The sequence below is a fragment of the Bradyrhizobium sp. C-145 genome, from assembly GCF_023375135.1.
Classification (GTDB): Bacteria; Pseudomonadota; Alphaproteobacteria; order Rhizobiales; family Xanthobacteraceae; genus Bradyrhizobium; species Bradyrhizobium zhanjiangense.
The window spans coordinates 9,158,814-9,182,289 of sequence record NZ_CP088150.1 but is presented as its reverse complement, the minus strand read 5'-3'; the positions used below and the strand labels follow the sequence as shown (position 1 = coordinate 9,182,289).

The window sequence follows — 23,476 nt, the reverse complement described above, 5'->3', positions numbered from 1 at the left end:
TTTTGTTCTTGATGTCCGTCAAACCTCCCGCATAATCCGCAGTTAAAAAACGATCGCGTCAGAAACGTCCGAAGAGTCCAAGGGAAGGAATACGATATGGCACGTGTTGCATTGGTCACGGGTGGTACGCGGGGCATCGGTGCTGCGATCAGCAAGGCGCTGAAGGCGGCCGGCTACAAGGTTGCGGCGAGTTATGCCGGCAATGATGCTGCGGCGGAGAAGTTCAAGGCCGAGACCGGCATCGCGGTCTACAAATGGGACGTCAGCAGTTTCGATGCCTGCGCCGAGGGCGTGAAGAAGGTCGAGGCCGAGGTCGGTCCGATCGACGTGCTCGTCAACAACGCCGGCATCACCAAGGACGGCGCCTTCCACAAGATGACCCTCGAGCAATGGAACGCCGTGATCGGCACCAATCTCGGCTCGCTGTTCAACATGTCGCGCCAGGTGATCGAAGGCATGCGCGGGCGCAAGTTCGGCCGCATCATCAACATCTCCTCGATCAACGGCCAGAAGGGCCAGTTCGGCCAGGTGAACTATTCTGCGGCGAAAGCCGGCGAGATCGGCTTCACCAAGGCCTTGGCGCTGGAGAACGCCAAAGGCGGCGTCACCGTGAACGCGATCTGCCCGGGCTACATCAATACCGAGATGGTGCAGGCGGTGCCGAAGGACGTGCTGGAAAAGGCGATCCTGCCGCTGATCCCGATCGGCCGTCTCGGCGAGCCCGAGGAGATCGCACGCGCCGTCGTGTTCCTCGCCGCCGATGAGGCCGGCGCCATCACCGGCTCGACGCTGACCGTCAACGGCGGCCAATACATGGTGTGATGCGTCGGCATCACGCGGACTGATATTGGCAACATCGCCATGCCCGGGCTTGTCCCGGGCATTTGTCCATGCACTGTCATTTCCGGGCGCCGCGACAGCGGCGGACCCGGGATCTCGAGATTCCGGGTTCGGCGCTACGCGCCATCCCGGAATGACGAGGCCTTCCACAATGACTCCCCGCACCGCGACGCTGGTCGGATTGACCGCGATCCTGATGTGGTCGCTGCTCTCAGTGATGACGGTGGCGACCGGAAAGATTCCGGCATTCCAGCTCGCCGCGATGACCTTCGCGATCGGCGGTCTCGTCGGCCTGCTCACCTGGATCGGCCGCCGCGAGGCGGCGAACAGCCTGCGCCAGCCGCTCGTCGTCTGGGTCGTCGGCGTTGGCGGCCTGTTCGGCTATCACGCGCTCTATTTCCTCGCGCTGCGCTTCGCGCCGCCGGCTGAAGCCGGCCTCTTGAACTATCTCTGGCCGCTGCTGATCGTGCTGTTCTCGTCCTTCCTGCCGGGCGAGCGGCTGTTCCTGCATCACATCATCGGCGCCGTGCTCGGTCTCGTCGGCACCGTGCTGCTGTTTGCCGGCAATAGCAGCGGCTTTGCGCCGGGGGCGGTGCCGGGACTGGTCGCGGCTTTCATCGCCGCTTTCGTCTGGGCGAGTTATTCGGTGCTGTCGCGGCGATTGAAGACGGTGCCGACCGATGCGGTCGCCGGATTCTGCCTCGCGACCGCGGCGCTCGCCGCGCTGATGCATGCAGCGCTCGAGACCACCGTCTGGCCGGAGACCACGCTGCAATGGCTTTCCGTGGTCGCGCTCGGCATCGGTCCCGTCGGTGCTGCCTTCTACGCCTGGGACATCGGCATGAAGCGCGGTGACATCCGCGTGCTCGGCGCCGCCTCCTACGCGACGCCGCTGCTCTCCACCGGCTTCCTCATCGCCGCGGGCTTTGCAAAGGCCAGCGCCAACATCGCCATCGCCGCCATCCTGATCGCCGGCGGCGGCCTGATCGCGGCGAAGGACATGGTGCTGCGGAAGCGATGATTGTCATTCCGGGGCGCGCGAAGCGCGAACTATGATGCGCAACTGCGCATCATAGTTCGCCGCTTGCGCGGCGCCCCGGAATGACTGTGTGGAGCTACGGCTCCCAGCCCTGTGGCGCGAGCTCGAAGGTCGCGAACTCGAACGCGGGCGCGACGGTGCAGCCGACCAGGGTCCACTCGCCGGTCGTCTCCGCCATCTGCCAGGCATTCGCCGGCACGATCGCCTGCGGCCGCTGGCCGCTGACGAGGTCCGTGCCGAGCTGCACCTCGTGCTGGGAGCAGCCGTCATGCGCGATGCGTAGCGTCAGCGGGCTGCCGGCGTAATAGTGCCAAGTCTCGACCGCATCGATGCGATGCCAATGCGAGCGCTCGCCGCGCGCGAGCAGGAAGTAGATCGAGGTCGAGCGCGAGCGTCCTTGCGCGTCGGTCGCTTGGTCGCGAAACGTCTCGCGGTAGTGCCCGCCTTCGGGATGCGGTCGGAGTTCGAGGCGAGCGATGATCTCGGCTGCGGTCGGCATCGGTCCCCGTCAGGACTTGTTCTTCAAGATTTGTTCTTGCGCTCGCGCAACTCGCCGAACACCGCAGCGGCATCCGCGCCCTTCATGTGCAGCCTGGCCGCAACGGAGGGCTCGTCGGCGCGCAGGAAGACGTTTGCACGCTTCTCGTCGCCGAGCAGCACGGGAATGGTCGGTTTGTTCTCGGCCCGGAGCCTCGCGACCTCCGCCGCGCGGGCCTGGAGCGCCGCATTGTCAGGGTCGACGGTGAGCGCGAACTTGACGTTGGATGCCGTGTATTCGTGGCCGCAATAGAGCTTGAAGTCGTCGGGCAGGGCCCGCAGCTTCAACAGCGAATCCCACATCATCGGATAGTTGCCTTCGAACACGCGGCCGCAGCCGATCGAGAACAGCGTGTCGGCGGCGAACACGGTCTTCTCATTGTCGAACACGTAGGAGACGTGGTCGAGCGTGTGGCCGGGCGTCTCCACGACGCGCGCCAGCAGGTTGCCGATCTTGACCACGTCGGCATTGGCGACGCGCAAATCGACGTTGGCAATCTTCGTGGTCTTGTCATGCGGCGCGACGACGCGGCAATTGAATTTCTGCTTGAGTTCGGCGACCCCGCCGACATGATCGCCATGATGATGGGTGATCAGGATGTCGGTGAGTTGCCAGCCCTCGCGCTCCAGCGCCTTGAGGATGGGACCTGCCTCGGGCGCGTCGATCGACGCCGTCGCCTTGGTTTCCACATCGTGGATCAAATAACCGAAATTGTCGTTTAAACAGGTGAAAGTACGAATTTCGGCGGCCATGACATCTCCATCGCGCTCAGCCCCGCCAGACAAATATGGCGTTAACGTTGCGCAGGCAATGCAATATTCCGCGCGCAGCAGCGGCCTTACGCGTGTTACATTGCCGTCATGACCATCGACGTCGTCGACCTCCGCGAGTTCTATTCCCGCCGCCTCGGGATCGTGGCGCGGCAAATGATCAATCGCGGCATCAGGCAGCGCTGGCCGGGCGCCGAGGGTCAGCGCGTGCTCGGCATCGGCTACCCCACGCCCTATCTCGGACTGTTCCGCGAGGATGCCGAGCGCTGCATCGCGTTCATGCCGGCGGCCCAGGGCGTCCTGAAATGGCCGACCGGGCGGCCGGCGCTGGCCTCGCTGGTCGACGAGTTCTCGCTGCCGCTTCCTGACGCCGCGGTCGACCGCATTCTCCTGGTCCATGCGTTGGAGATGTCGGACGATCCGGCTGCGCTGCTGCGCGAAGTCTGGCGCGTGCTGGCGCCGTCCGGCCGCGTCATCGCGGTGATCCCGAATCGGCGTGGGGTGTGGACGCGCACCGACAGCACGCCGTTCGGCCATGGCCGGCCCTATTCGCGCTCGCAGATCACCGAGCTGCTGCGCCAGACCTGGTTCACGCCGACGGCCTGGGGCGAGGCGTTGTTCATGCCGCCTTATGCCGGCGGCTGGGTGTTGAAATCGGCGCAGATGTGGGAGCGGGCCGGCGCGGCGCTGTCACTGCCTTTTGCCGGCGTGCACATCGTCGAAGCCACCAAGCAGGTCTACCGCGCCATCCCCGCCAAGCGCGAGCGGGCACGGCTGATTCCCTCATTGGCGAAGCCCGTGCTGGTGCCGTCCTCGACGACGGTGACACGGAGCTGAGCCATCGGCGTTGCCGCGAAGACGGTGCGCTCCCTCTCCCGCTTGCGGGAGAGGGGTGGGGAGAGGGTGCCTCCGCAGAGAGATTCGCCAAGAGGAGAGAACCCTCACCCGGCGCTTCGCGCCGACCTCTCCCGCAAGCGGGAGAGGTGCAATTCAGCCAACGCGCATCGCCAAAAACAAATCGTCCCGGCGTGGCCGGGACGATGCAGTTCACGAAATCGGAAGAAGCTTACTCGCCGGTCGCGAGATCGTCGCTGGACGCGACCGGGGCGGCTTCGCGCTCGGGACGCGGGCCATGCGGCCGGCGACGCCGCCGCGGATAGCGCTCGCCACCGCCGCCGCCACCCTCGAAACCGCCCTGGCCGCCATTCGCGCCGACATTCACTTGCGGCTGCGCGCCGGTGATGAAGGAGGGCAGGCGATCGACGCTGCCGGCATCGGAGATGACGGGCTGCGGCTGATTCTGCGGCTGCGGCTGATATTGCGGCTGCGGACGATGCTCGCGTTCGCGGTGCTCGCGCGGCTGCTGCTGATCGCGCTGATAGGGCTGCTGGTTGTCGCGCGGCTGATGATCGCGCTGATGGTGATCACGCTGGCCATCGCGGTCGCGCATGAAAGGCTGCTGCGGCGGCTGCGGGACGAAGCCCGGCTCCTGGCCGAAGGCCGAGAAATTCTCGCCATCGTCCTCGCTGTCATCGCTGCTGGCGATGGGCTCGTCACCGCGCGGCTGCTGCTGGTTCTGGCGGAACTGCTCCTGGGCGGCCGCGATCAGGCGGAAATAATGCTCGGCATGCTGGTAGTAGTTCTCGGCCGCAACGGGGTCGCCGGAGGAGCGCGCATCGCGCGCGAGCTGAAGATATTTTTCAGCGATGTGCGAAGCCGTGCCGCGGATCTTGATGTCGGGCCCGTTGGACTCGAAGACCCGGGTCATCGGGTTCTGGCCGCGCCGGTTGTTGTTGTTATTGTTGTTGCGGTTGCGCATCCGCTGCTTGTTCTGACCGTTTCTCATGTCCTGCCTTTAATTCCAGCCCTAAAGGTTGCACGCATTACTGATTGCTCGGAGTGACCTGGTGACAACGGTTCACGATTCTCGCACGCACCGCGTGCAAGAGCAGCCTGAACCCTGCCGATGTTCGTCGACCGTCGCGTTCAACAAAGACGCGTTCCCCACCCGCCAGCATTCATTGCCAGCGAACCCATTCATATCGCCTGCCGAAACAGGCCCAGCTTTCTTGCGTAAGTCTTCAAGCGCAATAGGCTTTCGTTCACGTTGCGGTCGGAGAGCAGCGCAGCTCCACTGGCCATCGCGCTCAACAGGACCTGCGGCTTGGAACCTATAATCAGTAAAGCTCTCGCCCGAGAGCCCGGCTTTCGCCCGTAGGTCTACGGGGCCGGCACCGATGTGTTGACCGAAACGTAGTCGTTCCCACGGGATATTCCAAGAGGTTTTTACAGGCCAATCCGGCTTTTATGGGGGCATTTTTCGGGCCGAAACGGCCCGCGGAATACCCGCCAGATCGGCCTTGGGTGGCCTGTCCGGCACTAACGCGGCAGCCGCCATCAAGGTTTCAATATTTCGGGCCTGGCCCTGTCCGGCCTCGACGATCAGCGCGCCCCCGGGGGCGAGGCGTTCGCTCGCCTGCGGGATCAGGGCGCGATAGGCGTCGTATCCGTCATTGCCACCGTCGAGTGCCAGATGCGGATCGTGCTCGCGCACCTCGATGCTCAATTTCGGGATTTCGGCCGAGGGAATATAGGGCGGGTTCGACACGATGAGATCGAACGGGCCCGAGAGCGCCGCCGCATAGGAGCAGGCGACGAAGGCGGCGCGGTCGGCGAGGCCGAGAGCCCTGGCATTGTCCCTGGCCGTGACGAGCGCGGTCAGGCTGAGGTCGGTGCCGACGCCGAAGGCATCAGGAATTTCGTGCAGCAGCGCAAGCAGGATCGCGCCGGATCCGGTGCCGACGTCGGCGATGCGGGGTGGATGAGATGCCTTCTGCTCGCGAAAGATTTCGAGTGCGAGCTCGACCACGGTCTCGGTATCGGGACGCGGGACCAGGGTCGCTTCGGACAGGCGAAATGGCAGCCCCCAGAATTCGCGTGTGCCGAGAATGCGCGCCACCGGCTCGCCGGCGATGCGACGCTGTAAATGCTGTGCGAGCCGCGACGCCTCGGCTTCCGTGAGGGGGCGGGCGGCCTGCGCGATCAGGCCAGTGAGGTCGAGGCCGAGCGCCGCGCCGAGCAGGATGCGGGCATCGAGCTCAGCTTCGTCGAGCTGGGCCGATCTCAATTGCGTGGCCAGCGTGCGCCGCGCGCTCTCGATCGATTGTCCGGTGAAGGGATTGCTCACGCGTTAGGCCGCCGCGCCCTGCGCGGCGAGCTGCGCGGCCTGGTGCTCTGTGGTCAGCGCGTCGATCAGCTCGCCGAGTGCTTCCCCCGCGATCACCTGCGGCAGCTTGTAGAGCGTCAGATTGATGCGATGGTCGGTCACGCGCCCCTGCGGGAAGTTATAGGTGCGGATGCGCTCGCTGCGGTCGCCGGAGCCGACCTTCTCCTTGCGCTCGGCCGAGCGCGCGGCGTCGACGCGCTGGCGCTCGGCGTCATAGATGCGCGAGCGCAGAATGTTCATGGCGGAGGCGCGGTTCTTGTGCTGCGAGCGGCTGTCCTGCATCATCACCACGATCCCGGTCGGGATGTGGGTGATGCGGATCGCCGATTCGGTCTTGTTGACGTGCTGGCCGCCGGCACCCTGCGCGCGCATGGTCTCGATGCGCAGATCCTCGTTCTTGATATCGACGTCGACATCCTCGACCTCCGGCAGCACCGCGACCGTCGCCGCGGAGGTGTGGATGCGCCCTTGCGTCTCCGTATCGGGCACGCGCTGCACCCGGTGCACGCCGGATTCGAACTTCAGCTTGGAGAACGCGCCGCGGCCCTGCACCTCCGCGATGATCTCCTTGTAGCCGCCAACGGTGCCTTCGCTGGCCGAGATCACCTCGACCTTCCAGCCCTGAAGGCTGGCGAAGCGCTCGTACATCCGGAACAGATCGCCGGCGAACAGCGAAGCCTCGTCGCCGCCGGTGCCGGCGCGGATTTCCAGCATCACGTTGCGGTCGTCCATGGCGTCCTTGGGCAGCAGCGCGACGCGGATCTTCTGGACCAGCTCCTCGATCCTGGCCGTCAGCTCGTCGCGCTCGGCTTCCGCCATGCCGCGCATCTCGGCATCGGTCGCGGGATCGGCGATCAGGGCTTCGGTATCGGCGAGCTCCTTGACCGCGGAACGATAGGTCTTCACCGCCTCGATCAGCGGCGTGATCTCGGCGAGCTCGCGCGTGATCTGCACATAACGGTCGGAGGCGAGCTGGCCCAGCGATTCGGCCTCGAGCGAGGCGTGATGCGCGAGCAGAACGTCCAGTTTGGCTTCGGGGAGTGACGACATCGGTACAGTCTCAAATGGGCGGACGGAGGCGAGGGGAGCGGAAGCGGCGCAGGCCCGCTACAACGCCAGGCCTTCGGCCTCGGCAAATTCCGTCAGCTTCTGCCGGATCGCGACGCTGCCCGCGGGCGCGTCCAGCAACGGGCCGAGCATGGCTTCGGCCTTTTTGGCGTCGAGGTCGAGCACCATCGCCTTGACCGGGCCGAGGGCGGTGGCCGAGAGCGACAGCGAACGATAACCCAGTGCGATCAGCGCCAGCGCGCCGATCGGCTTGGAGGCCATTTCGCCGCAGAGCGACAGCGACTTCTTCGCCGCATGGGACTTGCGTGCGATGTCGCGCAGCGCGCGCAGGATCGGCGCCGACATCGTGTCGAAGCGCTCGGAGACTTTTGCGTTGCCGCGGTCGACCGCGAACAGGAACTGGAACAGATCGTTGGAGCCGACCGAGATGAAGTCGACCTTCTTCAGCAGCTCGTCGAGCTGATAGAGCAGGGCCGGCACCTCGACCATGGTGCCGATGTCGATTCTTTCAGGCAGCGTGTGGCCGTGCTGGCGCAAATATGTGAGCTCGCGCTCGACCAGCGCCTTGGCCGCATCGAATTCGGCGACCTCCGAGATCATCGGGAACATGATGCGCAACGCGCGGCCGCCGCCGGCACGCAACAGCGCGCGGATTTGGCCGCGCAACAGGCCGGGACGATCGAGCCCGAGCCGGATCGCGCGCCAGCCGAGCGCGGGATTCTCCTCGATCACCGCTTCCATGTAGGGCAGCGCCTTGTCGCCGCCGATGTCGAGGGTGCGGAAGGTGACGGGCTTGCTGCCGGCCGCATCCAGCACGGTGCGATAGAGCGCGAGCTGGTCGCTGGTGCGCGGCAGGCTCTGGCCGACCATGAATTGCAATTCGGTGCGGAACAGGCCGATGCCGGCACTGCCGGTGTCGTCGATATGCGGCAGGTCGATGGCCAACCCAGCGTTGATCATCAGTTCGACCTTCTGGCCGTCCTTGGTAACGCAAGGCCGATCGCGCAGCGCCAGATATTGCGCCTGGCGGCGGGCGCGGAAGCGCACGCGCTCGGCGAAGGCGGCCTCGATCTCCTGCGAGGGGCGCACATAGATCGAGCCCGACGTGCCGTCGACGATGATGGCGTCGCCGGGATCGGCGATGCCAGGGGCGTTCGGGACTTCGCCGACCGCAGGGATTCCGAGCGCGCGCGCCACGATCGAGACGTGGGAATTGGCGGTGCCTTCCTCCAACACGATGCCGCGCAGGCGCTTGCGGTCGTAGTCGAGCAGCGCCGCCGGGCCCATCGCACGGGCGATGACGATGGCGTTGTCCGGCAATTGCTCGCGTGAAGGCGCGTGGTCCTGGCCGACCAGCTGTCGCATCAGGCGGTAGCCGAGATCTTCCAGGTCGTGCAGGCGGTCGCGCAGATACGGATCGGTCGAGCGCAGCATGCGCGCGCGGGTGTCGGACTGCACGCGCTCGACGGCGGCTTCCGCGGTGAGGCCGGTGGCGACCGCCTCGTGCAGCTTGTGCGACCAGCCCTGGTCGTTGGCGAACATGCGGTAGGCTTCCAGCACGTCGCGGTGCTCGCCGCCGTCGGCGACGTCGCCGCGCTCCAGCATGCGGTCGAGATCGGCGCGCAGCTTGGCGAGCGCGGTGTCGAGCCGCTTGATTTCCTTCGGCAGATCCTCGGCGATATAGTCCTTGATGACCACGCGCGGCTCGTGCAGCACGACATGGCCGAGCGCGATGCCTTCCGACAGGATGGCGCCGACCTTCTGCGCGGAATGGCGCGCGGCAGGCTCCTGGCCCGGCTGGGCGAGCGCGGACAGTTCGCCGGAGGCAATCAGCTCTGCCAGCACCATGGCGGTGGTCTGGAGCGCCTCGAGCTCCTCCTCGACATAGTTCCGCTTGGCGCGGTTCTGCACCACCAGCACGCCGAGCGTGTTGCCGGCCCGCAGGATCGGCACGCCGAGGAAGGAGTGGTAGATTTCTTCGCCGGTCTCGGGGCGGAACGAGAAGGCCGGGTGGCTCTGTGCATCGTTTAAGTTGAGCGGCGTCGCCTCGCTGGCGACGAGACCGACCAGGCCCTCATGGGCGCTGAGCACGGTGTGGTGCACCGCCTCGCGGTTGAGACCCTCGGTGGCGTAGAGCTCCAGCGTATTGTCGATGCGCAGCACATAGACTGAGCACACCTCGGCCACCATGTTGGCGGCAATCAGCACCACGATCTTGTCCAGCCGCTCCTGGGCTGAGACCTGCTCCGCCATGGTTTCGCGGAGCCGTCTCAACAAGACGCGGGGACCTCCCGACGCGCTCCGCATGTACCGTCAATCTCCTCCGTCTGCCGGGCCCCGAAGGGCCGTCGGCGGCTCGCCCGGAAATCCAGAAAAACAACAAGCTTGCTCGTCCGGCGCCGGCCCTGGTGGTTGCCAGAGCCGAATCGGCATCGCCTCAACTGGGGCACAGTATCTGGCAGCCCACCCTGTCCGCCTATAGCGAATTGGGGCTTGTTTTGCCAAGCAAAACGCCTGCCAAACGCGAATGTGTGGACACCTTCGCGTTTGCTGCGACCGCTAACAGAAAATTCGCCTAAGTCTGATCGAGGCCGTAGAGCGTGTGCAGGGTGCGCACTGCAAGCTCGGTATAGGCGGTGTCGATCAAAACCGAGAATTTGATCTCGGAGGTTGTAATGGCCCGGATGTTGATATTCCGTCCGGCGAGGGCCGAGAACGCCTGGGCGGCGACGCCGGCATGGCTGCGCATGCCACTGCCGATCACCGAAATCTTGGCGACGTCGGTGGCGGTATCGAGCCGGGCATAGCCGATCTTGGCCTTGGCGGCGGTAATCGTGTCCTTGGCGCGGGTGTAGTCGGCGGCCGGCACCGTGAAGGTGAGGTCGGTGGTCTTGCCGTCCTCCGAGACGTTCTGCACGATCATGTCGACGTTGATGTTGGCATCCGCCAGCGGGCCGAAGATCGAGGCCGCCACGCCCGGCTTGTCCTCGACCTGGCGCACCGAAATCTGGGCCTCGTCCTTGGAGAAGGCGATACCGGTGACGACGTGGCTTTCCATGATCTCCTCCTCGCTGCAGATCAGCGTGCCGGGCGGCTGGTTGGCATGCGGGTCGATATCCTCGGGCTTGTCGAAGCTCGAGCGGACGAAGATCGGCATGTTGTGGACCATGCCGAGTTCCACCGAGCGGACCTGGAGCACTTTGGCGCCCTGGGAGGCCAGTTCCAGCATGTCTTCGAACGCGATCTTATCAAGCCTCTTGGCCTTCGGCACGATTCGCGGATCGGTGGTGTAGACCCCGTCGACATCGGTGTAGATATCGCAGCGGTCCGCCTTGACGGCGGCGGCGATCGCCACGGCCGAGGTGTCGGAGCCGCCACGGCCGAGCGTGGTGATGCGATCCGTATCTGGGTTGATACCCTGGAAGCCGGCGATGACCGCGACCTCCTTGCGTTCCCTAAAGCGCTTGATGATCTCGCTGCCGTCGATGTCCTCGATCCGGGCCGAGGCATGAGCGTCGCTGGTCTTGATCGGGATCTGCCAGCCCTGCCAGGAGCGGGCCTGGATGCCCATGCCCTGCAGCACGATGGCAAGCAGGCCGGACGTCACCTGTTCGCCGGAGGCGACGACGGCGTCGTACTCGCGCGCATCATGCATGGGCGAGGCCTCGGTGCACCAGGCCACCAGCTCGTTGGTCTTGCCGGACATCGCCGAGACGACCACGGCCACTTCATGGCCGGCGTCGACCTCACGCTTCACATGGCGCGCGACGTTGCGGATACGTTCGATGTTGGCGACGGACGTGCCGCCGAATTTCATCACGAGGCGGCTCATGACGACGCGTGCATTCCCTCATAAGGATCAGTATGGTGACCGCACCGGACGGGTGCCTCGCGGATACCGACCGCGCGTATACAGAGCGGCGAGGCCGGGGGCAAGCGGGTTCCTGCGGGGGCAGGGTGCGGTGGTAGTGGGTTAACCGAGGTCATGGCGCGTTATATCGACGAGATCCTGCAACCGGGCGAGCGGGTGCTGTATTCGACCAATGCGCACTGGATCTTTTATTTTCCGGCCATCGTGGCCTGGATCGTAACGTTGGCCCTGCTGATCCTGTCGCGGCAGGTCACGGCCGACGGGCTCGTTTTGCTTTGCCTTACAGCCGCGGGTCTCGTGGCTCTGGCGGCCCTGTACTGGACCATCAAGGGCTGGTTCCATCGCTTCACCACCGAAACCGACGTCACCAACCTCCGGGTCGTGCACAAGACCGGGTTCATCAAGCGCCGCACCTTCGAGATGGCGCTGGACAAGGTCGAGAGCGTCGACGTCGACCAGAGCATTCTTGGACGGATTCTCAATTATGGTGACGTGACGATTCGCGGCGTTGGCGAGGGAATCGAGACGATCAAGACCATCGCCTCGCCGCTCGCCTTCCGTAGTTCGATCACCACGCGGTAGGACCGCGCGTAACCATGAGCATGCAGCAAAATCCTTCCGCAACCGCCACCGCCCAGCCGGGTTCGACCGTCGACGCCGCGGAGATCGCGAAATTCTCAAAACTCTCGGCGGAGTGGTGGGACCCCAGGGGCAAGATGGCGCCGCTGCACCGGATCAATCCGCTGCGGCTTGGCTACATCCGTGACGCCGCCTGCCGCAAGTTCGAACGCAATGTGCGCAGCCTCAGCTGCCTCGGCGGCCTGCGCGTGCTCGACATCGGCTGCGGCGCCGGCCTGCTCTGCGAGCCGCTGTCGCGCTTGGGGGCGCAGGTCATCGGCATCGACCCCTCGGCGAGCAACATCGCCGCCGCGAAACTGCATGCCGACAAGAGCCATCTCGCGATCGACTACCGCTGCACCATCGTGGAAGAGATCGATCCGCGCGAGCGCTTCGACATCGTGCTGGCGATGGAAGTGATTGAGCACGTCACGGACGTCGGCGTCTTCCTGAAGCGCTGTGCGGCGATGCTGAAGCCGAACGGTCTGATGGTGGTCTCGACACTGAATCGGAATTGGAAGAGCTTCGCACTCGCCATCGTCGGCGCCGAATACGTCCTGCGCTGGCTGCCGCGCGGCACCCACGAGTGGAACAAGTTCGTCACTCCCGATGAGCTCACAAAATACCTGCTCGACAACCGCCTCGTCATCACCGAGCAGACTGGCGTCGTCTACAGCCCATTCGCTGACAAATGGACCCTCTCCTCCGACATGGACGTGAACTATATGGTCGTGGCGGAAGGGATGGTGTGAGGGTTGAGTAGGGGCGCTGCGAACACAAAAACGGTGTCGTCCCGGCCCCTGTGCGCAATTGCGCACTAGGCCGGGACGACGGCGGAGCGTGTGGCGAAAGCATCGCTCCCATGACTTGCGCGTGATTGACCTGCTTCGCCGCTAGCGGCACGTTGCCGCAATCTTCCCTGCTCCCCATCCCACCCCCATGTTCACCATCGCCAGCCTCTGGATTCCCTTCACCATCATTGCCGCGCTCGGGCAAGTCGCGCGCAATGCGATGCAGCGGTCGCTGACGAAGCCGCTGGGGACCTGGGGCGCGACCAACATCCGCTTCCTGTTCGGCTTCCCGTTCTCGCTGCTGTTTCTCGCGGTGGTGCTGGTCGCCACCGGCGATCACATCGGCATGCCGCCGTTCGTGTTCTGGCCATGGCTCTTGCTCGGCGCACTCAGCCAGATCGTCGCCACCGGGCTGATGCTACTCGCCATGAACGACCGCTCCTTCGTGGTGACGACGGCCTACCTCAAGACCGAAGCGATCCAGACCGCGATCTTCGGCTTCGTCTTTCTCGGCGATCACTTGACCTGGCTGAAGGTGCTGGCGATCGTGATCGCGACCGTCGGCGTCGTCATCACGGCGCTCCGGCCCGGCGGCGAGAAAAGCTTTGCGGAATTGAAGCCGACCATCACGGGGCTCGTCGCCGCGGCGGCCTTCGCGCTCTCCGCGGTCGGCTTTCGCGGCGCCATCATCACGGTGCCGGGCGTGTCGTTCGTGACGGCTTCGTCGTTCACGCTGGTGCTCGGCCTGTTCGTGCAGACGCTGGTGCTGACGATCTATCTGCTCTGGCGCGCGCCAGACGTGTTGCGGGGAATCCTCGGATTGTGGCGGCCGTCGATGCTCGCGGGCTTCACGGGCGCCTTCGCCTCGCAGTTCTGGTTCCTGGCGTTCGCGCTCACGGCGGCCGCTAATGTCCGCACGCTCGCTTTGATCGAGGTGCTGTTCGCGCAAGCCGTGGCTTATTACTCGTTCAAGCAGCCGATCGCGCCGCGCGAGCTTGCAGGCATCGCGTTGATCGTGGTTGGCGTGGCTGTGCTGGTAGGGGTTTAGTTCCGGTCTTCCGGCAGCACCGGCAACGGTGACACCTCGATGCCTTCATCGATCAGCGACTTGGCTTCGTCAGGCGAGGCCTCGCCATAGATCGGACGGTGCTCCTTGTCGCCGTAGTGCATGGCGCGGGCTTCGTTGGCAAAGCGCTCGCCGACATTGTCGGCGTTCTTGACGATGTGATCGCGCAGCTCCTTCAGCTTCGTGCGCAGCTCTTTCTCCTGCGCCATCAGTAGTGAGGTTGGTCCCGACGGCGCAGCCTCGGGCGCAGGCGTGGCGCTCGCCGTGGCCTCCGCTGGCGGCGTAGCGCGGCCGCGCCCCTTCTTGCCGACGATGCGCGGGGCCATGATCGCCTTGTCGACCTTGGCCGAGCCGCAGATCGGGCAGGTCACGAGCTTGCGCTTCACCTGTGAATCGTACGCGGACGAACTCTGAAACCAGCTTTCGAAAGCGTGGTTCCGGTCGCAGTGCAGTGCGTAGCGGATCATGCCGATCCCCGTACGAGATGCAGATGGTCCGGCCCGGCCTTGGCATCGGCGACGCCGAAGCGGCGGCCGTGCTGGAGCGAGGGAATCGCCCGGCGCGCCGTCTCGACCTTGGCTGGGTCGACCTTGGCCATGATGACGCCGGGCTCGACGCCGCCCTCGGCGAGGATCTCGCCCCAGGGGTCGATGATCAGGGAGTGGCCGTAGGTCTCGCGCTTGTTCTCGTGCAGGCCAGCCTGCGCCGCGGCGAAGATGAAGCAGCCGGTCTCGATCGCGCGCGAACGCAGCAGCACGTGCCAATGCGCTTCCCCGGTCTTGCGGGTGAAGGCCGAGGGTACGGTGATGAAGGACGCGCCGCTCTCGGCCAGCGCGCGGTAGAGCGCGGGGAAACGGACATCGTAGCAAATTGTCAGACCGACGCGGCCCCAGGGCAGGTCGGAGATCACGGCGGTCTCGCCTGGCTGGTAATTGGCGGATTCGCGATAGCTCTCGCCGTCCGGCAGCTCGATGTCGAACATGTGTATCTTGTCGTAGCTCGCGAGCACGTTGCCCTCGGGCCCGATCAGGAAGGAGCGGTTGACCGCCTTCTCAGGCGAGAATCGGAGCGCGAGCGAGCCGACATGGATGTGGATTCCGAGTTCCGCTGCGAGGGCCCGATATGCCTTCAGAGAGGTGTCGTCCTCTTCGCTCTGAAGATGCTCGAACAACGCCTTGCGGTTCAGCTGCATCATGTTGCTGACTTCGGGCGTCTGCACGTAGTCGGCGCCGTCCGCCGCCGCCTGCCGGATCAGCTTGGTAGCGTGCTCAAGGCTCGGGCCGGGCATTAGGCCGGTGCGCATCTGCACCATGGCGGCGGTGAAGATCCGATCCTCGCTCATGAGACGGCCTTGATACTGTTGAGCATGCCGTCGAGCTTGCCTTCGCGGTCGAGCGCGTAGAGCTCGTCGCAGCCTCCGACATGGGTTCCACCGATCCAGATCTGCGGAAACGTCGAGCCTTCGCCGGCGCGGCCGTACATGTCCTGGCGCCAGGACGGGTTCTTGGCAATGTCGAACTCGGTGAAGGTCGCCTTCTTGCGGCTCAACAACGACTTGGCGGCGGAACAATAGCCGCAGCCCGGCCTCGTGTAGATCTCGATGGCAGCAGTCATCTCGTCTGGCGCTCTCATGTCATGAATTCGTTGAATTATATGGGACTTTACCGGGTCTCCACAACCCGGGCAAAGACCAGCACGTCGACCTGGGCGGCCTTGGCGCGCAGCAGGGCCCGCGCGCAGGCGTCCAGCGTGGCGCCCGATGTCAAGACATCGTCGACCAGGACGATGCGGCGGCCCTGAATCTCGGCCTGACGGTCGGGGGATACCTGGAACGCGCCCTGTACATTGGTGGCGCGCTGGGCCCGCGACAGGCCGATCTGTTGCTCGGTGGCACGCACCCGCCGCAACACCTCGCCTCGGGCCTCGACGCCGCTCTGCCGCGCGATGATCCGCGCCAGCGCCCCGGACTGGTTGTAGCGGCGCCGCCAGGCCCGGCGCCAATGCAGGGGAACGGGGATCAGCATGTCGGCGCCAGAGAGCAGCTCGCCGCCGGCGCGCGCCATCCAGCGGCCCATGGCGGGCGCCAAATCGGTGCGGTCCTGGTATTTCAGCGCATGCACCAGCGTGCGCGCGACGTCATCATAACGCACCGCCGCGCGTGCCCGCTGGTAGGCCGGCGGGCTCGCGATCGCCTCCATCGACAGCATGTCGGGACCGGGGTCATACACAAAGGGAATGCCGAGCCGCGGGCAATAGGGTCGTTCAATGAACGACAGCCGCGCCCAACAGGCAGCGCACACGCCCTCGCCATCGACCGGCTCATGGCAGGACACACACTGCGTCGGCAGTGCGATGTCGAGGGCAAGCCGCGCCGCGCGCGACAGCACCTGGCGGCCAGCCGTCCACGCAGCACGCAGAGGGGCGGCGAAGGATCGGGCGGGGGCGGTTTCGACTTCCATGCGGGGAAGGCTAGCGTTCCGCACTTATCCGCTCAAGCCACGCTCTCGTGCCCCGGACGCAGCGCGGCGCCTCTTCGGCGGTGCGCTGCAGAGCCGGGGCCCATCGCGTGGCATCATCCGCTGTTGCCGACTGGGTCCCGGCTCTGCGCTGCAGCGCTAAGAGCGCTGCAGCGCGTCCGGGACACGAGAGAGGACATTGCAATAGCCGTCGTGATCGGCGTAACCAGCGGCATGGCTCAAGCTCCGCAATCTCCTCCCGCTTTGTTCGATCGCGCTTTGTTGCACGCGCGGCAGGGTCGCGCGCGGGCGCAAGGTCCGGTCGCCTTCCTGCTCGATCGTGTCGCCGAGGACATGTCCGACCGGCTGGCCGCGGTGATGCGGGAATTCCAGGCACCGGCCGATCTTTGGACGCCCGGCGAAGGGCTCGTGGGACTGCGCACGAGGCTACCTGCCATCGAGCACATCGCGCTCGATGCCGCGGGTTCGGAGAAGCTTCCCTTTGCACCCGAAAGCCTCGACCTGATCGTCTCCGCGCTGGCGCTGCAATTCGTCAACGACTTGCCGGGTGTGCTCGCGCAGGTGCGCCGCGCATTGAGGCCGGACGGGTTGCTGCTCGCCGCCATGATCGGCGGCGACAGCCTGACCGAGCTGCGTCAGGCGTTTGCGGCCGCCGAAGCCGAATGTGAAGGCGGCGTGTCGCCGCGGGTCGCGCCGTTCGCGGACTTGCGCGATATCGGCGCGCTGTTGCAGCGGGCGGGCTTTGCGCTGCCGGTCACCGACGTCGACCGTGTCGTGGTGCGCTATGCCAATGCGTTTGCGCTGATGCAGGATCTCCGCCGCATGGGTGCGGCCAATGTGCTGATCGAGCGGCGGCGCGTGCCGAGCCGTCGCGCGACGCTGCTGCGGATGGCCGAGATCTATGCCGAGCGCTTCGCCGATGCCGACGGCCGCATCCGTGCGACGTTCGATATCATCTGGCTCTCCGGCTGGGCCCCGCATGCGAGCCAGCAGCAGCCGCTCAAGCCCGGCTCAGCCAAGGCGAGTCTGGCCGAGGCGGTGAAGAAGGCTCGGCGAGACTAGCGTGTCCCGGACGCGGCGCAGCACCCAGGTGATACGCTGCAGAGCCGGGACCCAGCTCCGCGGCAAGCATGGGCCCCAGCTCTGCAGCGCACCGCTGAAGAAGCGCTGCGCTGCGTCCGGGGCACGGCATTGTCACATCAACAAATCAATCAAATGCGGGATCAGCGGGATGTCCGCGGGCGGCATCGGGTAGTCGCGCAGTTTGTTGGCACGGACCCAGGCGAGGTTTTGGCCTTCGCGCGCCGTGACCTGCCCCTCCCAGCGCCGGCAGATGTAGAGCGGCATCAACAGGTGGAAGGTCTCGTAGCCGTAGCTCGCAAAGGTCAGCGGGGCCAGGCACGGCTCGGCGACTGTGATGCCCAGCTCCTCGTGGAGCTCGCGGATCAGGCTCTGCTCGGGCCGCTCGCCCAGCTCGAGCTTGCCGCCCGGGAATTCCCAGAGGCCGGCCAGCGCCTTGCCCTCGGGGCGTTGCGCGATCAGGACGCGCTTGTCCGCGTCGACCAGCGCGCAGGCCACCACCAATGTGAGCTTGAGATCGGCCATGCTGCCTTACGACCTGTAATCCCCGTTGATCGCGACATATTCCTTGGTGAGGTCGCAGGTCATGACGCGGTCGCGGCCCTTGCCGAGGCCGAGCGAGACCTTGATCGCGATCTCCGGCGCCTTCATCGCCTCCGACACCTGCGCTTCGTCGTAGGACGGATCGCGCGCGCCGCTCTTGGCGACGCGGATACCGTTGAAGGAGATCGAGAGCTTGTCGCGATCGGCCGGCTCGCCGGCCTTGCCGACCGCCATCACCACACGGCCCCAATTGGCGTCCTCGCCGGCGATCGCGGTCTTGACCAACGGCGAGTTGGCGATCGACATCGCGATCTTGCGCGCCGAAGCCTTGGTCTTGGCGCCCTCGACCGTGATCTCGACCAGCTTGCGCGCGCCTTCGCCGTCGCGGGCCACCTGCTCGGACAAATTGGCGAGCACCTGGTTGAATGCCTTGACGAAGGCCTTCAGGCGCGGGTCGCTGGCGCGGCTGATCTTTGGCGCACCATGCGCGGCGGCGGCGCCGGTTGCGAAGGCGAGCAGCGTGTCCGAGGTCGAGGTGTCGCCGTCGATCGTCACCGCGTTGAAGGTGTCCTCGACGCCGCTCTTGAGCAGGGCTTGCAGCGCGGCGGGCGCGATCGGCGCGTCGGTGAAGATGAAGGACAGCATGGTCGCCATGTCGGGCGCGATCATGCCGGCACCCTTGGCCATGCCGTTGATGGAGACCTTGGCCTTGCCGAGCTTCACGGTCGCGGTCGCGACCTTCGGGAAGGTGTCGGTGGTCATGATTGCCTTAGCCGCGGCGAGATAATCGCCGGGCTCGGCGGTCTCGGCGAGGCGGCCCAGCACGCCGTCGAACTTGGTCGCGTCCAGCGGCTCGCCGATCACGCCGGTCGAGGCGAGGAAGATCTCGCTCTCGCTGCACCCGACGGCCTTGGCGGCGATCTTCGCGGTCAGTGCCGTGGATGCGCGGCCGGTCTTGCCGGTGAAGGCATTGGCGTTGCCGGAATTGACGACGAGGGCACGGGCCTTGCCGCCCTTCAATTTGGCGCGGCACCATTCGACCGGCGCGGAGGGGCATTTCGACTTGGTGAAGACGCCGGCCACGGCCGTGCCCTTGTCCATCACCGCCAGCAGCACGTCGGTGCGGTTCTTGTAGCGGATGCCGGCCTCGGCGGTCGCAAGACGGACGCCCGCGATCACGGGCATGTCGGGAACGTGTTTCGGGGCGAGGGGAGAGACGGAGGAGGACATCGCGGGGCGCCTTGGTGGGTCTGGATATGCAGATGGCCGGGCATGTGCCCGGCCATTGCGACGTTAGATACTATTGGCGTCCGCGAAGTGACAGCGAATTCTTACTTCTTCGCAGGCGGCGCCATCTTGCTGTCGGACGGCTTGGCCGCATCGGCCGGCTTGGCGTCCTTTGCCGCATCCGCCGGCTGGTCCAGCCGCTCGACCTTGGCCTCGGCACGGAGCTTGGCGACGTACTCGGCCTGGGCCTTGCGGGTGACGTAGTTCTCGATCTGGGCCTTGACCTGCTCGAAGTCCGGCGCCTTGCGGTTGCGCTTTTCCTCGACCTTGATGACGTGCCAGCCGAACTGCGACTTCACTGGATCGGAGATCTTGCCCGGCTCGAGCGCGAAGGCGACGGCTGAGAATTCCGGCACCATCTGCTCCTTGGTGAAGAAGCCGAGATCGCCGCCGTCGGCGGAGCCCGGATCCTTGGATTTCTTCTTGGCGAGATCGGCGAAATCGGCGCCCTTGTCGAGCTCGGCCTTCACCGCCTTGGCCTCGTCCTCGGTCTCGACCAGGATGTGGCGGGCGCGCACCTCCTGCTCGCCGGTGATCTGCTTGGAGGCCTCCTCATAGACCTTCTTCATGGCGTCGGGGGTGGTGGCGGCCTTGCCCTCGCCCGCGAGCAGGCTGTCCATCAGAAGCCGGTTGCGGGCGAATGCCAGGCGCTTCTTGAACTCCTCGCTGTCGGCGACCTTCTTGTCCTCGGCAGCCTTGCTGACGATCTTCATGTCGATCAGGAACGACAGGACATTCTCGTCCTTGGTCGCCGGGTCCATCTGGGCGAGGCTCGGTCCGAGTTCTTCCTCGGCCATGGCGACGTCGCTTTTCTTGATTTCCGCGCCATTGACCTTCGCCAGCACCGGATCGTCGGCGGCGCGGAGCGGCCCGACGAACGCCAGGGACAGCGCCAGAGCGAGGCAGCCGGCCAGAGCGGACGCATGGCGGAAACGCTGGCCGGTGGTTACCGGGAACGAGGTGGTCATGGAAAATCCTTATGTTGAAGCAGGGGGCTGCTCGAGCGGGGCGGACACTCGCCCAATCAGGGGGGCTTGGCAACGCGAAAAGTCTGTCAAAATGATGAATTAGCCGCAATGCGGCCGCCGTTGACAAGGCTAGGGGCCGGCCATATCTCTGGCCGGTCGCGTCCATGGCGATGGCGTTTATTTTGCTGCGTTTTTGGCCGTTGAACCCAGACTTGCTCAATTCCCACCCATATGGCGGACGACCCCCGCAGTCCGGGCTGAAGGCGCCATCGGCGTCACGGTGAGTTGAATAGGCAGGCGGGTGACAACTTCTTGGCTGCAACGCGGTTAAATCGCGAACACAGGAACTAGGCATGATCGGCGCGCTCGCCCGCAAGTTTTTCGGCTCCGCCAACGACCGGCGGGTGAAGGGATATCAGTCCCGCGTCAACGCGATCAACGCGCTGGAGCCTGAAGTCTCGAAACTCTCCGACGAGGCGCTCAAGGCCCGCACCGCCGAGTTCAGGAAGCAGATCTCCGAAGGCAAGACCCTCGACGACCTCCTGGTGCCCGCCTTCGCCACGGTGCGCGAGGCGGCCAAACGCACGCTCGGCCAACGCCATTTCGACGTCCAGCTGATCGGCGGCATGGTGCTGCACGAGGGCGACATCGCCGAGATGAAGACCGGCGAAGGCAAGACGCTGGTGGCAACGCTCGCGGTCTACCTCAACGCGCTCGCCGGCAAGGGCGTCCACGTCGTCACCGTCAACGACTACCTCGCCCGGCGCGACTCCGGCTGGATGGGCCAGATCTACGGCTTTCTCGGCATGACCACCGGCGTGATCGTGCACGGCCTCGACGATGCCGAGCGCAAGGCGGCCTATGCCTGCGACATCACCTACGGCACCAACAACGAATACGGCTTCGATTATTTGCGCGACAACATGAAGTACCGGCTCGAGGACATGGTCCAGCGGCCGCACTTCTTCGCCATCGTCGACGAAGTCGACTCCATCCTGATCGACGAAGCGCGCACGCCGCTGATCATCTCCGGTCCGCTCGACGACCGCTCCGACTTCTACAACACCATCGACAGCTTCCTGCCCAAGCTCGACAAGACCGATTATGAGGTCGACGAGAAGCAGCGCACGGTGACGTTGACCGAAGCCGGCATGGAGAAGATCGAGACTCTGCTGCGCGACGCCGGGCAGCTCAAGGGCGAGTCGCTCTACGACGTCGAGAACGTCTCCGTCGTGCACCACATCAACCAGGCACTGCGCGCCCACACGCTGTTCACGCGCGACAAGGACTACATCGTCCGCGACAACGAGGTCGTCATCATCGACGAGTTCACCGGCCGCATGATGCCGGGCCGCCGCTATTCGGAAGGCCTGCACCAGGCGCTGGAAGCCAAGGAGCACGTCCAGGTCCAGCCCGAGAACCAGACGCTGGCCTCGATCACCTTCCAGAACTACTTCCGCATGTACGAGAAGCTTGCGGGCATGACCGGCACAGCCGCGACCGAAGCGGACGAATTGTTCGACATCTACAAGCTCGAGGTCGTGGAGATCCCGACCAACCTGCCGATCGCGCGCCTCGACGAGGACGACGAGGTCTACCGCACCCAGCAGGAAAAATACGGTGCGATCCTCGCCGAGATCGAGCGGGCCAATTCGCGGCTCCAGCCGGTGCTGGTTGGCACGGCGTCGATCGAAAAGTCGGAAGTGCTCGCCGAATTCCTCAAGAAGAACGGCTATAAGCAGATCGACTTCGGCAAGGACAACGCGCTCGACAAGCTCTATGCCGCGGCCCGCGCCGGCAAGCCGGCAAAGCTGTTTGCGGTGCTGAACGCGCGTTTCCACGAACAGGAAGCCTATATCGTGGCCGAAGCCGGTGTGCCCGGCGCAATCACGATCGCGACCAACATGGCCGGCCGCGGCACCGACATCAAGCTCGGCGGCTCGCTCGAGATGCGCATCCAGCAAGAGACCGCCAGCATTGAGGACGAGGCCGAGAAGGCCAAGAAGATCGAGCAGATCAAGGCCGATATCGCGCATTTCCGCGACATCGTGCTGAAGGCCGAGGAGACCGTCGAGATCGAGCCGGCGAAGGGGAGCAAGCCCGGCAAGACCGTGAACAAGCCCGGCGGCCTCTACATCATCGGCTCTGAGCGGCATGAATCCCGCCGCATCGACAACCAGCTGCGCGGCCGTTCCGGCCGTCAGGGCGACCCCGGCCGGTCAAAGTTCTTCCTGTCGCTCGAAGACGACCTGATGCGCATCTTCGGCTCAGACCGTCTCGACAGCATGCTCCAGCGTCTCGGCCTGCAAGAGGGCGAGGCCATCATCCATCCCTGGATCAACAAGGCGCTCGAGAAGGCGCAGCAGAAGGTCGAGGCGCGCAACTTCGACATCCGCAAGAACCTCCTCAAGTTCGACAACGTCCAGAACGACCAGCGCAAGGTGATCTTCGATCAGCGCGTCGAGTTGATGAGGGACGAGAGCGTCGCCGAGACCATCGCCGACATGCGCCACGCCTTCATCGACGATCTCGTCGCCAAGCACGTGCCCGAGCACGCCTATGCCGAGCAGTGGGACGTCGCCGGGCTGAAGGATGAATTGAAGCGTGTGCTCGATCTCGACCTGCCGGTCGACGAATGGGCCAAGGAAGAGGGCATCGCCGACGAGGAGCTGCTGACCCGCATCGAGACCAAAGCCGACGAGCACATGGCGGCCAAGGTCGCGCAATGGGGTCCCGACGTGATGCGTTACGTCGAGAAGACCATTCTCTTGCAGACGCTCGATCATCTCTGGCGCGAGCATCTGATCATGCTGGACCATCTGCGCCAGGTCATCGGCCTGCGCGGCTACGGCCAGCGCGATCCCTTGCAGGAATACAAGACCGAGGCCTTCAACCTCTTCCAGGAGATGAGCGCGCATCTGCGCGAGGCCGTGACGGCGCAGCTGATGCGCGTCGAGATCGTCCCGCCGGAGCAGGAGGCTCCCATTCTGCCGGCGATGGAGGCGCACAAGTTCGACCCGAACACCGGCGAAGACGAGATGGCCCTTGCCAGCGTCACGCTCGGTGCCCAGGCCACCGACGCGGCCCTTCGCGATCCCAAGAACCCGGCAAGCTGGGGCAAGGTCGGCCGCAACGAGGACTGCCCGTGCGGCTCGGGCAAGAAGTACAAGCACTGCCACGGCAAGTATGCGTAGGGCTTGAATGTATTTGTGAGGCGCGACGTCAACGCCTCATTCCCCGCTGTCGTCGCCCGGCTTGACCGGGCGACCGAGTCCGCCGCAGCCCCTCAGCTCA

The 23,476-nt window shown here is 65.3% G+C and carries 22 protein-coding genes; 8 read left to right on the top strand and 14 right to left on the bottom strand.

All coding sequences use genetic code 11. The features are described from left to right. Nucleotides 1–96: 96 nt before the first annotated feature. Both phbB and LRP30_RS43250 read left to right on the top strand, forming a co-directional pair. Nucleotides 97–822 carry an acetoacetyl-CoA reductase gene (phbB, locus tag LRP30_RS43255; RefSeq protein ID WP_249758777.1) on the top strand — a complete coding sequence of 242 codons (726 nt, stop codon included), beginning with the start codon at nt 97–99 and terminating at the stop codon, nt 820–822. Nucleotides 823–991: 169 nt separating this feature from the next. Then, entirely contained in the window at nt 992–1,861 is an 870-nt protein-coding gene (locus LRP30_RS43250; RefSeq protein WP_249758776.1) for an EamA family transporter, read from the top strand. 94 nt (nt 1,862–1,955) lie between these two features. Here the strand turns inward: LRP30_RS43250 and LRP30_RS43245 are convergent, their stop codons facing one another. Then, a complete protein-coding gene (locus LRP30_RS43245) occupies nt 1,956–2,378 on the bottom strand; it encodes a cupin domain-containing protein (protein WP_091893764.1) in 423 nt (140 codons plus the stop codon). Nucleotides 2,379–2,401: 23 nt separating this feature from the next. After that, nucleotides 2,402–3,169 carry a hydroxyacylglutathione hydrolase gene (gene gloB / locus LRP30_RS43240; RefSeq protein ID WP_128930264.1) on the bottom strand — a complete coding sequence of 256 codons (768 nt, stop codon included), beginning with the start codon at nt 3,167–3,169 and terminating at the stop codon, nt 2,402–2,404. Between the two features lie 108 nt (nt 3,170–3,277). On the opposite strand from gloB, the gene LRP30_RS43235 reads away from it, so the two are divergent. After that, nucleotides 3,278–4,024 carry a methyltransferase domain-containing protein gene (locus tag LRP30_RS43235; protein WP_091893760.1) on the top strand — a complete coding sequence of 249 codons (747 nt, stop codon included), beginning with the start codon at nt 3,278–3,280 and terminating at the stop codon, nt 4,022–4,024. Between the two features lie 229 nt (nt 4,025–4,253). On the opposite strand, the gene LRP30_RS43230 is transcribed toward LRP30_RS43235, so the two are convergent. The 5 genes from LRP30_RS43230 to LRP30_RS43210 form a co-directional block, all read right to left on the bottom strand. Continuing rightward, nucleotides 4,254–5,033, bottom strand: coding sequence for a DUF4167 domain-containing protein (locus LRP30_RS43230; protein ID WP_128930263.1), 780 nt, complete (start codon nt 5,031–5,033; stop codon nt 4,254–4,256). Between the two features lie 459 nt (nt 5,034–5,492). After that, a complete protein-coding gene (gene prmC, locus LRP30_RS43225; RefSeq protein ID WP_249758775.1) occupies nt 5,493–6,374 on the bottom strand; it encodes a peptide chain release factor N(5)-glutamine methyltransferase in 882 nt (293 codons plus the stop codon). A gap of 3 nt (nt 6,375–6,377) precedes the next feature. Beyond that, the gene (prfA, locus tag LRP30_RS43220; protein WP_128940358.1) at nt 6,378–7,463 is read right to left on the bottom strand and encodes a peptide chain release factor 1; all 1,086 of its coding nucleotides are present in this window, start codon (nt 7,461–7,463) and stop codon (nt 6,378–6,380) included. A gap of 57 nt (nt 7,464–7,520) precedes the next feature. Then, on the bottom strand, nt 7,521–9,788 hold the full coding sequence (gene ptsP / locus LRP30_RS43215; protein ID WP_128940357.1) for a phosphoenolpyruvate--protein phosphotransferase: 2,268 nt from the start codon (nt 9,786–9,788) through the stop codon (nt 7,521–7,523). Nucleotides 9,789–10,056: 268 nt separating this feature from the next. Next, the gene (locus tag LRP30_RS43210) at nt 10,057–11,313 is read right to left on the bottom strand and encodes an aspartate kinase (RefSeq protein ID WP_128930259.1); all 1,257 of its coding nucleotides are present in this window, start codon (nt 11,311–11,313) and stop codon (nt 10,057–10,059) included. A 153-nt stretch (nt 11,314–11,466) separates the two neighbouring features. On the opposite strand from LRP30_RS43210, the gene LRP30_RS43205 reads away from it, so the two are divergent. From LRP30_RS43205 to LRP30_RS43195, 3 genes are all read left to right on the top strand, one after another. Further along, nucleotides 11,467–11,934, top strand: coding sequence for a PH domain-containing protein (locus LRP30_RS43205; RefSeq protein ID WP_249758774.1), 468 nt, complete (start codon nt 11,467–11,469; stop codon nt 11,932–11,934). A gap of 14 nt (nt 11,935–11,948) precedes the next feature. Further along, entirely contained in the window at nt 11,949–12,722 is a 774-nt protein-coding gene (ubiG, locus tag LRP30_RS43200) for a bifunctional 2-polyprenyl-6-hydroxyphenol methylase/3-demethylubiquinol 3-O-methyltransferase UbiG (protein ID WP_249758773.1), read from the top strand. Between the two features lie 187 nt (nt 12,723–12,909). After that, nucleotides 12,910–13,809 (top strand): EamA family transporter, encoded by a 900-nt coding sequence (locus tag LRP30_RS43195; protein WP_249758772.1) that lies wholly within the window; start codon nt 12,910–12,912, stop codon nt 13,807–13,809. Here the strand turns inward: LRP30_RS43195 and LRP30_RS43190 are convergent. Genes LRP30_RS43190 through LRP30_RS43175 form a run of 4 tightly spaced genes read right to left on the bottom strand, consistent with a single transcriptional unit; the run spans nt 13,806 to nt 16,286 of the window. Next, complete coding sequence (locus LRP30_RS43190; protein ID WP_128930256.1) at nt 13,806–14,294, bottom strand: DUF1178 family protein; 489 nt, start codon at nt 14,292–14,294, stop codon at nt 13,806–13,808. The two genes, LRP30_RS43195 and LRP30_RS43190, sit on opposite strands and share 4 nt — an antisense overlap. Then, complete coding sequence (locus tag LRP30_RS43185; RefSeq protein WP_249758771.1) at nt 14,291–15,169, bottom strand: carbon-nitrogen hydrolase family protein; 879 nt, start codon at nt 15,167–15,169, stop codon at nt 14,291–14,293. Before LRP30_RS43185 ends, LRP30_RS43190 begins: the two co-directional genes overlap by 4 nt. Further along, on the bottom strand, nt 15,166–15,441 hold the full coding sequence (gene grxC, locus LRP30_RS43180; protein WP_128940408.1) for a glutaredoxin 3: 276 nt from the start codon (nt 15,439–15,441) through the stop codon (nt 15,166–15,168). Before grxC ends, LRP30_RS43185 begins: the two co-directional genes overlap by 4 nt. A 47-nt stretch (nt 15,442–15,488) precedes the next feature. After that, nucleotides 15,489–16,286: a ComF family protein gene (locus LRP30_RS43175; RefSeq protein ID WP_128940353.1), complete on the bottom strand. Its 798-nt coding sequence runs from the start codon at nt 16,284–16,286 to the stop codon at nt 15,489–15,491. Between the two features lie 231 nt (nt 16,287–16,517). Here LRP30_RS43175 and LRP30_RS43170 point away from each other — a divergent pair, with 231 nt between their 5' ends. Beyond that, nucleotides 16,518–17,366 (top strand): methyltransferase domain-containing protein, encoded by an 849-nt coding sequence (locus tag LRP30_RS43170; RefSeq protein ID WP_249761961.1) that lies wholly within the window; start codon nt 16,518–16,520, stop codon nt 17,364–17,366. A 132-nt stretch (nt 17,367–17,498) separates the two neighbouring features. Here LRP30_RS43170 and mutT read toward each other — a convergent pair whose 3' ends face one another. From mutT to LRP30_RS43155, 3 genes are all read right to left on the bottom strand, one after another. Beyond that, the gene (mutT, locus tag LRP30_RS43165) at nt 17,499–17,909 is read right to left on the bottom strand and encodes an 8-oxo-dGTP diphosphatase MutT (protein WP_091898958.1); all 411 of its coding nucleotides are present in this window, start codon (nt 17,907–17,909) and stop codon (nt 17,499–17,501) included. A gap of 6 nt (nt 17,910–17,915) precedes the next feature. Continuing rightward, on the bottom strand, nt 17,916–19,157 hold the full coding sequence (argJ, locus tag LRP30_RS43160) for a bifunctional glutamate N-acetyltransferase/amino-acid acetyltransferase ArgJ (RefSeq protein WP_249758770.1): 1,242 nt from the start codon (nt 19,155–19,157) through the stop codon (nt 17,916–17,918). Nucleotides 19,158–19,258: 101 nt separating this feature from the next. Continuing rightward, the gene (locus tag LRP30_RS43155; RefSeq protein ID WP_249758769.1) at nt 19,259–20,182 is read right to left on the bottom strand and encodes a peptidylprolyl isomerase; all 924 of its coding nucleotides are present in this window, start codon (nt 20,180–20,182) and stop codon (nt 19,259–19,261) included. A 353-nt stretch (nt 20,183–20,535) separates the two neighbouring features. On the opposite strand from LRP30_RS43155, the gene secA reads away from it, so the two are divergent. Then, on the top strand, nt 20,536–23,376 hold the full coding sequence (secA, locus tag LRP30_RS43150) for a preprotein translocase subunit SecA (protein ID WP_249758768.1): 2,841 nt from the start codon (nt 20,536–20,538) through the stop codon (nt 23,374–23,376). Nucleotides 23,377–23,476: the final 100 nt, after the last annotated feature.